13 protein-coding genes are annotated in these 13,346 nt (G+C 68.1%); 4 read left to right on the top strand and 9 right to left on the bottom strand.

Annotation, left to right across the window (positions count from 1 at the left end; genetic code table 11):
• Positions 1–419: 419 nt before the first annotated feature.
• The 3 genes from ACSU6Z_RS12325 to ACSU6Z_RS12315 are packed head-to-tail and all read right to left on the bottom strand — an operon-like array spanning position 420 to position 2,922.
• Positions 420–1,604: an amidohydrolase family protein gene (locus ACSU6Z_RS12325; RefSeq protein ID WP_437045232.1), complete on the bottom strand. Its 1,185-nt coding sequence runs from the start codon at positions 1,602–1,604 to the stop codon at positions 420–422.
• Positions 1,601–2,731 carry an MAB_1171c family putative transporter gene (locus ACSU6Z_RS12320; protein ID WP_437045230.1) on the bottom strand — a complete coding sequence of 377 codons (1,131 nt, stop codon included), beginning with the start codon at positions 2,729–2,731 and terminating at the stop codon, positions 1,601–1,603. Before ACSU6Z_RS12320 ends, ACSU6Z_RS12325 begins: the two co-directional genes overlap by 4 nt.
• Positions 2,732–2,739: 8 nt before the next feature.
• Positions 2,740–2,922, bottom strand: coding sequence for a hypothetical protein (locus tag ACSU6Z_RS12315; protein WP_355535177.1), 183 nt, complete (start codon positions 2,920–2,922; stop codon positions 2,740–2,742).
• A 3-nt stretch (positions 2,923–2,925) separates the two neighbouring features.
• Between ACSU6Z_RS12315 and ACSU6Z_RS12310 the strand changes: the two genes are divergently transcribed.
• Positions 2,926–3,150, top strand: coding sequence for a hypothetical protein (locus ACSU6Z_RS12310; RefSeq protein ID WP_437045228.1), 225 nt, complete (start codon positions 2,926–2,928; stop codon positions 3,148–3,150).
• Positions 3,151–3,272: 122 nt separating this feature from the next.
• On the opposite strand, the gene ACSU6Z_RS12305 is transcribed toward ACSU6Z_RS12310, so the two are convergent.
• Complete coding sequence (locus ACSU6Z_RS12305; protein ID WP_437045226.1) at positions 3,273–3,743, bottom strand: hypothetical protein; 471 nt, start codon at positions 3,741–3,743, stop codon at positions 3,273–3,275.
• A gap of 464 nt (positions 3,744–4,207) precedes the next feature.
• Here ACSU6Z_RS12305 and ACSU6Z_RS12300 point away from each other — a divergent pair, with 464 nt between their 5' ends.
• On the top strand, positions 4,208–5,215 hold the full coding sequence (locus ACSU6Z_RS12300; RefSeq protein WP_437045224.1) for a GNAT family N-acetyltransferase: 1,008 nt from the start codon (positions 4,208–4,210) through the stop codon (positions 5,213–5,215).
• A gap of 34 nt (positions 5,216–5,249) precedes the next feature.
• On the opposite strand, the gene ACSU6Z_RS12295 is transcribed toward ACSU6Z_RS12300, so the two are convergent.
• Positions 5,250–5,996 (bottom strand): Clp protease N-terminal domain-containing protein, encoded by a 747-nt coding sequence (locus ACSU6Z_RS12295; RefSeq protein ID WP_437045222.1) that lies wholly within the window; start codon positions 5,994–5,996, stop codon positions 5,250–5,252.
• A 206-nt stretch (positions 5,997–6,202) separates the two neighbouring features.
• Between ACSU6Z_RS12295 and ACSU6Z_RS12290 the strand changes: the two genes are divergently transcribed.
• Complete coding sequence (locus ACSU6Z_RS12290) at positions 6,203–6,853, top strand: 2OG-Fe dioxygenase family protein (RefSeq protein WP_437045220.1); 651 nt, start codon at positions 6,203–6,205, stop codon at positions 6,851–6,853.
• A complete protein-coding gene (locus ACSU6Z_RS12285) occupies positions 6,850–7,929 on the top strand; it encodes a pyridoxal phosphate-dependent aminotransferase (protein ID WP_437045218.1) in 1,080 nt (359 codons plus the stop codon). Before ACSU6Z_RS12290 ends, ACSU6Z_RS12285 begins: the two co-directional genes overlap by 4 nt.
• A 251-nt stretch (positions 7,930–8,180) precedes the next feature.
• On the opposite strand, the gene ACSU6Z_RS12280 is transcribed toward ACSU6Z_RS12285, so the two are convergent.
• From ACSU6Z_RS12280 to ACSU6Z_RS12265, 4 genes are all read right to left on the bottom strand, one after another.
• Positions 8,181–9,200, bottom strand: coding sequence for a polyprenyl synthetase family protein (locus ACSU6Z_RS12280; protein ID WP_437045216.1), 1,020 nt, complete (start codon positions 9,198–9,200; stop codon positions 8,181–8,183).
• Positions 9,197–10,192 carry a terpene synthase family protein gene (locus ACSU6Z_RS12275; RefSeq protein WP_437045214.1) on the bottom strand — a complete coding sequence of 332 codons (996 nt, stop codon included), beginning with the start codon at positions 10,190–10,192 and terminating at the stop codon, positions 9,197–9,199. The genes ACSU6Z_RS12280 and ACSU6Z_RS12275 overlap by 4 nt, the downstream gene beginning before the upstream one ends.
• Positions 10,193–10,223: 31 nt before the next feature.
• Positions 10,224–11,594, bottom strand: a complete 1,371-nt coding sequence (locus ACSU6Z_RS12270; protein ID WP_437045212.1) for a cytochrome P450 — start codon at positions 11,592–11,594, stop codon at positions 10,224–10,226.
• 133 nt (positions 11,595–11,727) lie between these two features.
• Positions 11,728–13,152: a cation:proton antiporter domain-containing protein gene (locus ACSU6Z_RS12265; protein WP_437045210.1), complete on the bottom strand. Its 1,425-nt coding sequence runs from the start codon at positions 13,150–13,152 to the stop codon at positions 11,728–11,730.
• Positions 13,153–13,346 lie beyond the last annotated feature (194 nt).

Raw genomic sequence — 13,346 nt, 5'->3', positions numbered from 1 at the left:
TTGAAGTACCTTGCATGGTGTTGGGCCGTGCCTGAAGCAGAGCGCGAGCCTCAGGACGATGTCGAGGTGACAGGACAGGGCGGCGCGTGATCACTTCGCCTCCGCATCCCGACAGCTCCAGCATCTTCAGCCGCTGGTCGACCGACTGGAACCGCCTTTGTCACCGAGTCAGTCCACGGTTGGGCTGCTGCGCGGTGAGCACGGTGAAGCCGGTCATCCGCCTCTGGGCTCCCATGTCCACAGCTCGAGTCCCACTCCTCCAGGCCAGGGCCTACGCGAACATCACCTGTCTCGACATCATCCTCCGGTGGGGGCGGCGTCCGGGACGCGGTCGGAGACCACCGTCATGGTGTGTCATTCGCCGTCCATGAGGGCCCGGGCCTGAACACTGCCCGGTGACAGGCCCCGTCGAGCACCCCTCACTTGGTGACCGAGCGGCCCGCCGTGAAGACATGTTGGATCCGGCGGAGGGCGGCCAATTCGGTCAAGGGGTTGCCATCGATGATGATGAGGTCGGCGCGCATGCCGGGCGCCAAGGCGCCGGTATCGGACAATCCGAGGGCATGGGCGGGGTTGACAGTGGCCATATCGAGGATCTCGGCGTGTTTGAAGCCGAGCGAGGCGAAGAACTCGAGCATGCCGACGTAGTCGTCGAACCGTGCCCCCGGCACGCCGGCGTCTGTGCCGGCGATGAACCGGACACCGGCCTCGCGCATCTCCTGAATGACCTCGATCATCGCCTTTGAGCGTTCAGGCCCCATCTGCTCAAGGAATAGTTGCCAGTCCCCGGAGACGCAGCGGCAGATGGAGATGTCGTTGTCGACGATACGCTGCGTGATCGCTGGGTCGTAGACGATGCCCTCCGCGGTGCGCCAGGAACAGTGCTCAATAGTCTGGACGCCAGCAGCCACACAATGACCAATGGTCTCAGTGCCGTGAGCGTGAGCGGCCACTCGGAGGCCATGGCGTGTCGCTTCCTCGACAATCAGGTGCAGTTGGCGGGGTGTGAACTGCGCCTCCCACATGCGTGGACCGTTCGGGGTGAGCGCGCCGCCAGAGGCCATCACCTTGATCAGGTCGGCTCCGGCTGCCGCGTTGCGGGCAATCTGTGTTCGGATGTCTTCATCCGTGGTCACTTCGCCGCCGAGGAAGCCGCAGTGACCGCCGCGTGATGTCAATGGTGCGGTTGCCGCGACGATACGGGGTCCGACTGTGATCCCGGAGTCGATGGAGGCACGCAACGCCACGGTGAGCCCGTCACGGTCACCGAGATCGCGTACGGTCGTCACTCCTGCTGCCAGCATCTGCCGGGCACGGTCCGCCATAGCGGTGGACAGCTCATCCGGGTTGGCATCGGCCACTGCGCTGATCAAGTTCGGACCCGCATCGAAGGCGAGGTGGACATGACAGTCCATCATTCCGGGCATCACTGTCGCTCCGGGACACCGCAACCGGGGCACTTGCGTATCCGCTAACGCGTCCAACTCGGTGGCAGGACCGACCGCGGCGATGACGCCGGACTCGACGAGCACGGCGCCGTCGACGATCACCTGGTCCGCAGGCCCGGCGATGACACGATCCGCAGTGATCAGTACCTTGTTCACGATTTCCTCTCGCGTAGGGCGTGGGATACGGCGATGAGTTCACGGGCGTCGGCGCCCAGGTCATTGCTGGCCGGTAACGCGATCCGAGCGGCGGACAACTCGGTATGCGGAGACTCGCTAGTCTGCTTCAGCGCCAGTGCCTTGGTGATGTGCCGAGCGATTTGATCGGCCGGGCCATGGGCGAGATCGGCATCAGGCGCGACGCGCGTCACGTAGGGACTAAGGCGCACCAGTCCATCTCGGCATTCGATGAGCCGACGATAGAACCGCTGCTCGTGGGTACCGGGCTGACGGAGACGATCCCAGTTGGAACCGGCTGGTGTCCGGTTGAGCACGAGTTCTGGGTAGGCGGTGGTCAGGGCCGTCCACAGAGGAGTGAGCTCGTGGTACATGCGGCGGTGGTGCACGATCGACCGCAGGCGTGTGATCAACTGAACGCAGGCCGAGTAACAGATTCCAATGAGAACGATTCCCATGGCCCAGTCGGTTATGGACCAGTTCACCGTATTGAACGCCTCATGCGACCCGGGTTTGTCGATGCGCAGAATCACCAGAATCATCCGGTTGACTGCGGTGATGGTCAGTCCGAGGAGTCCCAGGGCCATGGTGCACAAGCCGAGTCCGAGGTGCCGGGACGCTTTGCGCCCGTAGCGCAGAGCCCAGACCGCGGAGGCTAGATAGGCGTAGACGAAGTAGGCGTTCCCGATGATGTAGAACGAGGCGATGGTCGGCTCCGCCATGTATGGGGTGCCCAATGAGTGGCCTCGCATCGTCGCAGGTGTGGCGGCCATGGAGATCGCTAGGGCGATCAGGGCACCGGCGAGGAGGCTGGCGTTGGTCCGTACCTGCCGACGATATGAGCCGTTCTTGCTGCGCGCAGAGGAGGTGAAGAACAGGATGAGGGAGAACAGGCCCGACATGTAGATTCCGTTGAACGCCACCTTGCCGACGCCGACGGCCGTGGCGGCGTCGATCGCCCCGTTGACCTCGGGAAGGCTGAGTACTTCTCCGCACAGCAGCATGAGCAAGGAGGCGACGAGGAAGCGCAGCACCCTGTCGTGGGAGGCGCGTGCCAGGTCGATGCCCTTCCAGAGCACCCCGATGCTCAGCAAGGCGATCAGAGGCACTTGGAACATTACATCCACCCCCACTGGGGGCTCAGTGCGGAGCGCAGCGGACCGAGAGCTGGGTCCTCGGGTGCACGGGGAGTGATGTAGTCGATGATCACCGCCCACTCCTGGATGATCGTCGCTATCAGTTCGGCCTCGCGCTCGTAGTCCTCGGAGTAGCAGGTACGACGAAAGCCTCGTGTGGTCAAGTCGTGAGGGAATTCCGGGCCAAGATCAGGGAGATCGTCGCCTATGTCACCGTCATCCTGGTGATCGGCGAGGATATGGCCTACCTCATGCAGGATGATGTGATCCTGGTGAACGCGGGTGGTTTCCTCCTGATAGAAGATCACCTCTTCGTCCCGACGGGACATCCAGAGTCCGAACGGGCCCGGGACTGGAAGCGCCCAGGGAATCAGCCGGATGGGTTTGCCTAGATGTTCACCGAGCTTGCGGCACAACTCGTCTACGCGCAGGGGAGGTTGAATGTCGAGTTTCCGCAGCAGATGTCTGCAGTGGCGGCGGAGCTCACGTTCGCGTACGACCATGGTTTCCCTTCTCATTCTCCAAGGTCGGGATCGGGGGTGCCGTCCTGGTTGAAGATCTCAATCATCTTCAGCAGTTGCTTGCGCATGGCCGGGGTCATCTCACCCGCTCTCATCGCGATCGCTCGTACCTGATGATCGGCAAGTCGCTGCCGCAGGAGCTCGTCCTCGGGATCCTCTTGCGCGACCAGCCACTGCACCGTGATCGGCGGTGTTCCCGGCGAGCGGTGGTCGTCGAAGAACTTGGCAAGACCCTCCAGCACGCTCAACGTCGGGTTGGCGTGCGACCCGTTGCGCAACATCGCCAGATAACTCCGGGACAGGGTCGTCGGATGCGACGGGTCAGTGGTGACTGCCTTGGCCACCTCGGCGGTGGAGTACTCGCGTTGCCGACCGTGCGCGTCGGTCCATCGCACCAACGCGAACAGCGAGTTCAAACGTTCAGCCAATGAGCGCTGCTGTTCCTGGTCACCCTCTGGCTTCATGACCATGCTCCTTGCGCCAGTTCGGCCTGTTGCGCCTTCAGGATGGTACAGCCGTCACTCTGCGGCACTTGTTGGACCACACCTCACTCTGGTTGACCCCGGCTGAGGCCAGGTGCCAATATCTTGGACGCTTCGCCAAGAACTCAGCCATGCTTGGTCGGAGCGTACGCGGTGATCAAGGGCGCGGCCGGGATCGCCGCGCGGACCTACCCCGTACGCCCAGGTGAGGAGGCGCTTCACATTCGCATGAGCAACTCCATGCTGCCGGGGGTGAAGCCGTAGGCGGGTTCATCCCGCTCCGGGCGCCATTCACCCGTCACACCAGAGGTGCCCGTCCACTGCGAAGCCCCGCTGCGGTGATGACGCCAGTCTGAAGCCGGACCCTTCACGATTCGTGCCCCCTCGTACGGCCAACCCCCCACGTACAGAACGGCAAGAGGACGACCATGAGTCACGCCCTATGCATGTACACCGGTTCGCAGGCCATGGACTTCCTCGGCGGTCCTTGGCGGGAGCTGTACGCCAGGGATACGGCCGCCACGCCGTTCCAATCGCCGGACTGGCTCATCGCTTGGGCGCAGCACCTCGCCCCGACGACGACACCCGTCATCCTTGTCGCGACGTCGCCGACGGGAAGACCGCTCGCCGCTCTGGCTCTCGCCCGTCACGAGGATGGAGCCGACACACGCATCGTCCCGCTCTCGGCGCCGTACGCCGAATGCATCCGGCCCGTGGGCCCGCACGCGGATGACCCCGCTGTCGCGGCGTCGTTCGTGTTCCATCTGATGCTGCTGACCGAGGAGGAGGGCGAGAGCGTCAGCATGACGGACGTCCTCGCCACCAGCGGCTTGGGGCGGTCCCTGAAGCAGATATCCCAGAGTGCCGGGTGGAACCACGTCGACACCAAGTACGCCCGCGTGCGCCTGCCCTTCGTCTATGCCGCTCTGTCCCGCTCCACCCGGCGGGAGCACCAGCGGAGGCAGCGTGCCTGGGATCGTGCCGCCGCGCAGCAGCGGGTGACGTACGCCCGCACGCACCACCCCCAGGCCCTGTTGGACGCCCATGCCGTCATGGCTGCCCTGCGTGCGCCGCGCTGGTACGACCCCCTGTTCTCCGGGTCGAGACCGGTGTCTGACCTGGATCATTGGAGATCTGTCCTGCGCCGGCTCGACGCGACGAAGACGTTCATCGCGACCCTGGCGGTCGATGACACGGTGGTCGCGGCGCGGCTGTGCCTGACGCGCGGCCGCCACTGCTACTCCCTGGTGCCGGTGACGGATGCCGGGCACCGGCACCTCGCCCCGGACCACGCCCTGCTGCGGTACCTCATTGCGGACCTCGGCCGCAAGGGGTTCACCACGCTGCACCTGGGGCGCACGCCGGCCCCCGAACAGGGTGGAGCGGGGCAGTATCAGCCCGAGTGGACCTCCACCCTGTCGGTCCTCACCACGCCGCACCTCGTGCCGGCCTGACCGCCCCTGCGCCGGGTCGGCACGGTCCGCGGCCTCAGATGCCCTGGGGGGAGTCGACGGCCGACCTGCCCTGTACGACGGCCTCTTCGAGGACCTCCAGGGTGATGCCGGCCTCGCTCAGCATTGTCGCGGCCAAGCCCCGGCCGATCTGGGCGAGCCCGAGCAGCAGGTGATCGCAGTCGATCAGCGCCGAGGACCCCCCTTGTGTCGCCCGTTCTTCCGCGATGGCGATGGCCTTGCGGGAGAAGGGAGTCCACGCGATGCGTTCCGCCGCCTGAGAGGCCCCCCAGCTGAGCCGGGACTCCACCGCCCGGTGGATCTTCTCTGGCGAGGCGCCCACCGCGCGCAGGAGGTGGATTGCCGTGTTCTCAGGGACGTCGTCCTCCTCCGCGGTCAGGCCGTACAACAGGTGCTCTGTTCCGAGGTAGTTGTTGCGGTGCTGCACGGCGGCGCGCTTCATGTGTGTCATGGCCTGTCGCAGGCCCTCGGTCAGCATCTCCGGGGTGTACCGCTTGTGCGGCGCGTGGAAGCGCTGCTGAACCGCCTGCCGGGTGACGCCGAGGGCCGCGCCGATGTCCGCCCAGGAGACGCCGTGCATGCGACAGTGCTCGACGTAGTCCTCCACCAAGTCGTCGGCAAGCGCCTGCAGTTGGCCGGAGATGCCAGCGGCCACCGTCAGCAGCGCAAGCCAGTCGGGCTGGTCCTGCCCGCCGGGGCGGTGGGCTGAGTCACACGTCCGGTCCACTTCGGCGATGAGGTCGTCAAGGTCGGGAAGAGTCATGAGGCAAGTACTCCTTGACAGTTGGAAGTTTGTCAAGCTTGGCTTGCCTCTAACGGGAGCGGGACTGCGGTTTCCGGCCATGGCGGGAGAGGTGCCGTAGGGGCGGCCGGCGGTCGGCGCGCTCAAATCTTGACCCCTCGGATCGCACTGTGTTCGACTCGGCGAACATCGTCGTTCGGATTCGTCGGGGAATGCGGAGCACATGCATGCGTCTGGCTCTCTTCAATGTGTGCGGAAAGATATCGGACGAGCTTGTCCTGAGCTTCAACAGCCTGCCTCCGGACGAGTATGTGAAGTCACAGACTCCGTTTCGTTTCCGGGCGTTCGGAACCGCTCGGATCGAGAGCGACGAGATTCTCTGGCAGGAGGATTCGCCCTTCCTGCAGAGCGAGGATCTGAACGGTTATGCGGGAGGGATCGAACGGCGCTTCGGTCCACTGGGAAAGCCGGTGCGTGAGTTCGCCGAGGAACTGGTCCGCGACCCTGGTGTGCGGAAGCTCATCGGGAGCGACGACTTCGTCATCGGTTGTCACCAGATCCGCATCGTCGCTGGTGACGGGCTGGTTGGTCTGCCCGCTCCGGAAGGTTTCCACCGGGACGGATTCGACGGCATCGCCGTGACCGTGGTCGCCGCCGAGAACGTGAGCGGCGGTATCTCGCTCGTCCGTGAAGGGGATGGAGAGGGTGATGTGCTACTGGACCGGGTGATGGCTCCGGGAGAAACGCTCTACCTCGATGACCGCAGGGTCGTGCACTATGTCAGCCCTATCACCCCGAAATTCCCCGGCGCCACTGCCCACCGGGACGTGGTCGTGGTCACCTTTGACTTGACGAGAGAGAGGGAGTCGAGCGCGTGAGCATATCCGAGTACGCCATCCAGCACTGGCTTTTCGACGAGGCGCAGGGAAGGTACGACATCGACCTCGCGGAAAGCGGCGTGCAGTTCCAGCTCCTTGGCGATCTGGAAATTCAGCCGGAATGGGAGCTCGACTACAGCCTCGACCGCGGCCGGCCGCAGCTGCGGCGCGCGATCGCGGACATGTACGGCGGCGTGGCCGTCTCCGCCGATCACGTCGCCGTGACGCACGGCGCCCAGGAGGCGCTCTACCTGCTGTACCGCACGCTGCTCCGGGCCGGTGACCACGTGGTCACCACCAGCCCCGGCTGGCAGCAGGCCTGGGAGGTGCCCCGGCACATCGGATGCGACGTCACCGTGCTGCCCTGGCCGCCCGGCACCCGCTTCGACATCCAGGCGCTGAAACGGGCCCTGGAAACGCACACCCGGATGATCATCCTCAACAGCCCGGGGAATCCCTCCGGTTGCGTGCTCGGCCCCGACGACTTCACGGCCGTCATGGAGGTGGCGGCCGAGCGGGGCATCTGGGTGGTCAACGACGAGGAGTACCTGCTGGACTTCGGGGAGTCGGTGGTCCACCGCCACCCCCGGGCCATCTCGGTCTCGGGCCTGTCCAAGGTGTTCGGGATGCCCGCCCTGCGGCTGGGATGGGTGTGCGCCGCCGCCGCCGACGTCGTCGAAGGAGTCGTCAACTACAAGCGCTACACCACGGTCTCGAACTCCCTGGTCTGGGAGCGTACGGCCGAGCTCGTGCTGCGGCGCCGCGCGGAGCACGTCGATCGCTACCGGCGCCTGGTGGAACCCGGTCTGCGGACCCTGCGGGAGTTCGCGAATCGGCACAGCGACACCGTGCGGCTGGTCCCGCCGCAGGGCACCCCCTTCGCCTGGGTGAACACCCTGACCGCGTCCTCCTCCCGGGACATCGCCGAGCGGCTGCTGGAGCACCACCGGACGCTGGTGATGCCGGCCGAGGTCTTCGGCGCCGAAAAGGCACTCCGCGTCAGCTTCGCACGACCGGCGGAGGTCCTGGAGGAGGGCCTGGAACGACTCGGCAAGGTCCTCGCCGACATCGACTGACTCGTTGGCAGCGCAGGCCGGTGGCCGGGCCGACGCGCGCTTCCCCGTGGCGCCCGACGACCGGGCGTGTCCTGTGAACGGGACCGGAGCGGCGTGACGCTGTCCGGAACCGCGGCCCGGCCGGGCGGTGGCGCGGATGGGCGCTGGCGGCCAGGGAGCCGCCGAGGGCCCCTGCTGGTGACCGAGGCCAACCCCTTCACCCGCGCCGACAGCGTCACGTTCGACGCCGCCGGAGATGCCGCCGGTCCGACTCACCAGTGGCGTTGGGTGATCACCTCGGCGAGCGACGTGAGCGTCCGGACGCCCTCGGGTTCCGGATCGGCCGCCGCCAGTGCCGCCAGGGCCCTGTCCCGCTGCCGTTGTGCCTCCTGTTCCGCCCAGGCGCGCCCGCCCGCCCGGTCGACCAGACGGGCGGCCTCGCGGATCTCGGCCTCACCGAGCGGCCCGGTCCCCGACAGGTACACCTGGGCAAGCCGCCAGGCCTCGGGCACGTCTGCGCGCAGCGCCGCCACGACCGGCAACGTCTTCTTGCGCCGCCTGAGGTCCGCCCCGACCGGCTTGCCCGAGACCGAGCTGCAGCCCCAGATGCCCAGCAGGTCGTCGACGAGCTGGAAGGCCAGCCCCATGTGGTGTCCGAACCGGCGCAGGGCGTTCGTCTGCCGTGGTGTCGCCCGCGCCGCCAGCCCACCGAGCGCACACGCACTCGACAGCAGCGCTGCCGTCTTCCCGGCGGCCATGGCCAGGCACTCGTCGAGATCGACATCCGTGCGCTGCTCGAAGGCCAGGTCCGCGCTCTGTCCGGCCACCAGGGCCAGCAGCGCGTCGCACAGCTCCCCGAGCATCGTGCGGTCCTCGGCCAGCACCTCCATCGCCACGACCAGCAGCGCGTCTCCCGTCAACACGGCCTGCGCGTCGCCGAACAGGGACCACACCGCCGGGCGTTTGCGGCGCAGCGCGTCCCGGTCCATGAGGTCGTCGTGCACGAGCGAGAAGTTGTGGACCAGCTCGACACCCGCGGCCGCCGGTACCGCCTGCTCCGGATCGGCGCCCATGGCCCGCGCGGAGGCGACGACCAGCGCTCCGCGTATCCCCTTGCCCCAGTCTCCGGTGGCCGGGTTGCCCTCCTGGTCCCGCCAGCCGAAGTGGTACTCCGCCACGGCACGCGTCGGCTCGGGCAGCCGTCGTACGGCCTTGCGCAGGGCCGGTTCCGTCAGCTGCCGGACCTGGGACAGCAGACCCCACACGTCCTGCTCGGCGCTGACGGCGGTCACGGGCGCACGTCCATCAGGTCGGCCTCCAGGTAGCTGCCAGAGTCGCCCTCCGCCGGACCGGACGCGTAGCGCTGCGTGCGCCGCGACCAGTCGAGGTTGCCGCGCATCCACGACCGCATCCCCGCCAGAGCGGGACGCAGCCACGGCACGTCGTTGGGGTGCTCCCGCAGCAGGCGCTCCTCGGCGGCCAGGAAGACCTCCGTGCGCTGCGCGATCGCGGCGCCCACCGCCTCCAGCGCCTGGCGCTCGTCGAGCCGGCGGTGGTGCTCCACGACGTAGACGAAGTTGTGGACCTCGCCCAGGGAGCGCTCCTTGGAAAGCGAGTGCACGTCGTTGACCCAGCACACGACGTCGCAGGCGGCGTCCAGCGCGGTGCGGAACGTGGACGCGGTGTAGTCCTCGACCGGGACCTCCATCCGCTCCACGATCTCGATGAGGTCCATGCACACGTAGATGGCGCCGGTGTGCCGCCGGTTGGCGATGTAGGAGTCCTCGGACGGTACGGCCCCGCGCATCCGGTTCCCGGCCTCCCAGACGGTGGCCGCGGTCAGGCACTGCTCCAGATGGTCCGCGAACCTCCCGCGCCACGCCGGCGACGCCCGGCTCGCCGTACGGCGCCACAGGTCCGCGAGCGCGTCGGCGGCCGGGGGCAGGGGTGTGCCACGCTCTGCGGACGGATCGTCGAGTATCCGCCGCATCAGGCGGACCGCCTGCGCCATGCGTTCCGGGGAGCGGCCGAAGTCCCCGTCGTCCAGCTGGTCGTCCACCAGGAAGAGCCACGCGAACCACTCGGCCATCAGCTTTAGCGTCTCCGCGTCGGCCGTCGGATAGACCAGCGCCGCGAACCAGCCGAAGTCCGCGCGTTCGAAGCGTTCCCGGGCGCGGGTACCGCGCAGGAGGCCGGTGTCCCGCGTCCAGATCGACAGGTGCTTACGGGCTTGTGGGGCGTGCGGGCTGACCGCGAAGGGGAACGGGCAGGCTACGTCGATCACAGCAGCTCCAGTGGAGAGGGGGTGGGGGGCTTCAGCGGCGTACGAGGCGGAGGTGGACCCCGCCGCGCGGGTGCAGCGTGATCAGCGGCTCCGGTTCCACGACGGGCGCACCGTCCGGCAGCAGCAGCCGGTGTCCGCGCGCCACCGTGGCGAGCGCCAGCGTCAGTTCGGTCAGGGCGAAGTGCTTGCCGATGCACACGCGCCGGCCGCTGCCGAAGGGGATGTACGCGTGCTTCGGCCGCGCGGCCACGCGCTCCGGCGCGAAGTTCTCGGGGTCGAACCGATCCGGGTCCGGCCAGAACTCCGGGTGCCGATGCAGCAGATAGCTGTTGAGGAGCACGTTGCTGCCGGACGGGATGCGGTAGCCGGCGATGACGTCCTCTTCGCGTGCGTGCCGCATGGTCTGGTAGGCGGGGGAGTAGATGCGCAGCGTCTCGTCGATGACCCTGCGGGTGTAGGTGAGCTGCGGCAGGTCCTCGAACCGCGGGACGCGCCCCGCGAGCACCTGGTCGACCTCGGCGTGCAGGCGCTCCTCTGCCTGCGGATGCCGTGCCAGCAGGTAGAACGCCCAGGAGAGGGTGTTGGTCGTGGTTTCGAAGGCGCCGATGCAGAGGTTGAGCACCTCGTGGTGGAGCTGTTCCAGGTCCATTGCGGTGCCGTCGTCGTCCACGCTGTGCAGGAGCAGCGTCAGCAGGTCCGGCCGCTGCGCGTCCGTGTGCCCGGCGCCCTCGCCGCTCAGTCGCTCGCGGATCACGCCGGAGACGAAGTGGTCCATGTCGTCGATGGCGCGGCGCAGCCGACGGCGGCGCGCGGTGGGCCAGCTCAGTGGCGGGAAGGGGAACCGGAAGAACGAGCCGAGCACATTGTTGGCGGCGGCGAAGGCGCGCTCGAAGGCCTGGGCGGCCCGGCTCACGTCGGCGCTGAACAGCGATCGGTTGACGATCCGCAGCGCCAGCTGGCCTATCTCGTCGGTGACGTCCAGGACGTCACCGACGGAACGCGGACGGCGCTCCCAGCGCTCCAGCATGCGCACGGTCTCGCTCGTCATGTTCTCGGCGAACCCGGCGACCGTGCGCGGGGTGAAATGGGGCGCCATCATGCGCCGCTGGCGGCTCCACTGCTCTTTGTCGGCTATGGAGATCAGGCCGTTGCGGAGCACTGGTCTGACGACCTTGAAGATGGTCGCGTCCTTGTCGTAGCGCTCCTCCCCGTCCACGAGGATGTGCTGGATGTGGTCGGGGTGGTTGGCCAGGACCATGGGGACACCGAGGGGACTGAACCGGAACAGGTCGCCGTGGCGGCGGATGTTCTCGGCCAGGAAGCCCAGCTGGTCGCGTTTGAAGGCGAGCGCGCCGCCGAACAGGTTGCGGGCTCCGGCGACGGGAAGTTCTCGCGGTGTCATGAGGCAGCGGCTCCGTGGGGGGAAGAGGAGGCGGACGGTGGTCGCGGTGTGCGAGTGGGCGGCGCGGGGATGAACGGTGCGAGGGTGGGCGGCGTGGCGATTCCGTGTCCGCTCGCCGGCCGCTCGTGGCCGGTCACGGCGTCGGCTCCCGTCCCGGTCCGCGCAGTCCGGCGAGGAGCCGTACACCCGGGCCCGTCATCAGCGTGGTCACCAGGGCGACCAGGGTGAGCATGGCGAACATCTCGCCGTCGATGAGCCGGGCCTCGTGGCCGATGCCCAGCACCACCAGTTCGGTGAGTCCTCGTGCGTTCATCAGCAGGCCGAGGGTCGCCGCCTCCCTGCGGCCCATCCCGCACAAGTGGGCGGCCAGGGCGACACCGCCGACCTTGGTGACGATCGCCACGGCCGTCAGCAGACAGGCGACGGCCAGCGTCTCGGTGGTGAGCGGCAGGTCGCCCAGATCCACGGACACACCGAAGCCCAGGAAGAAGAACGGCAGGAGCAGGTGCGCCATGGTGCCGAGCGAGGGGACGACGGAGGTCTCGGGAGGCAGCGCCGCCGGCCAGGCCAGCCCGAAGAGGAAGGCCCCGATGAGCTGGTGGATTCCCAGCAGGGCCGTGATCCCCGCCGAGCCCGCGATACCGACGACGGCGATCATCAGCACGAACGCGGCCTTCGGTTGCCGGTCGCCGTGGACCAGGTAACGGGCCAGTCCGGCACGGACCGGACCGAGCAGGACGACGGCCGTCAGCAGCGTCAGGAGCACGGGCCGCCACAGCGAGGACAGGTCACCGCCCTGCGCCAGGAGCAGGGTCGCCGTCAGCAGCAGCCAGCAGATGCCGTCACCGATGGCGGCGGAGAAGAGACTGAGGCGTCCCGTGCGCGTTCGGATCAGGTCCAGGTCGGTGAGGATGCGCGCGAGGACCGGGAAGGCGGTGATGCTGAGCGCGCAGCCGACGAAGAGGGCGAACGTGAGACTGTCACCGGCGGCGCCCGCGAACCGCGACGCCAGCGGCAGGGCGATGGCGGTGCCCGCCGCGAACGGCAGCACGAGGGAGGTCAGGGCGATCAGGCCGCCGTCGCGACCGGCCCGGTCACGGCTGTTGCGTACGACCTCCTGGCCGACGCCGAACATGAACAGCACGAGGCCGAGTTGGGCCAGCGCGTTGATGCCGGTGACGGCGGCCTGGGGGAAGAGCCAGGCCCGGACGGACGGGGCGAGGCGGTCCAGCACCGTCGGGCCGAGGGTGATGCCCGCCAGGAGTTCGCCGATGACCTGGGGCTGCCCGAGGCGTGCCGCGAGCAGGCCGGCCAGCCGGGCCGCGCCCACCACCACCGCGATGGCGAAGAACAGCGCCGCGGCCGCGTGGTTGTCGGGACTCCCGGCAGCCGCGCGGGCCGGGCGGTCGCCGTGGGAGACCAGGAGCACGGTGGCGGCAAGCAGGGGCAGGACGACCAGCAGTCCGTAACCGAGGGCACGACGGCGGGCAGGGGAAGAACCCCCGCCGTCGCGGGCGGACGACTGGGAGGTGTCCTTCTCGACAGCACGTTGCGTCACATTCACCTCGTCCATGGGAGTCGGAGGGCCAGGAGCGCGCAGCGCTGCAACCAGCCTGGGCAGCCGCGTAGTTGGGAAAGCCGAGCGGGCTCCGCGGCCTTGCCGGACGAAGCGTGAAGGTAGCGAACGGTCCGCTTCCGGGTCCAGGAATGTGCCGTCGGACAGGGCCGTCCGCACATGACGACGCCCATGTC

Origin of the sequence: Streptomyces sp. enrichment culture (assembly GCF_964273145.1) — a bacterium.
Taxonomy (GTDB): domain Bacteria; phylum Actinomycetota; class Actinomycetes; order Streptomycetales; family Streptomycetaceae; genus Streptomyces.
Note: the sequence above shows the minus strand (reverse complement) of the source record. Positions and strands in the feature narration are given on the sequence as shown.

What these genes read in the sequence shown, in the direction of transcription:
- ACSU6Z_RS12305 (WP_437045226.1), bottom strand. Translation starts at nt 3,743, where the DNA reads ATGAAGCCAGAGGGTGACCAGGAACAGCAGCGCTCATTGGCTGAACGT.
- ACSU6Z_RS12290 (WP_437045220.1), top strand. Translation starts at nt 6,203, where the DNA reads ATGCGTCTGGCTCTCTTCAATGTGTGCGGAAAGATATCGGACGAGCTT.
- ACSU6Z_RS12295 (WP_437045222.1), bottom strand. Translation starts at nt 5,996, where the DNA reads ATGACTCTTCCCGACCTTGACGACCTCATCGCCGAAGTGGACCGGACG.
- ACSU6Z_RS12300 (WP_437045224.1), top strand. Translation starts at nt 4,208, where the DNA reads ATGTACACCGGTTCGCAGGCCATGGACTTCCTCGGCGGTCCTTGGCGG.
- ACSU6Z_RS12270 (WP_437045212.1), bottom strand. Translation starts at nt 11,594, where the DNA reads ATGACACCGCGAGAACTTCCCGTCGCCGGAGCCCGCAACCTGTTCGGC.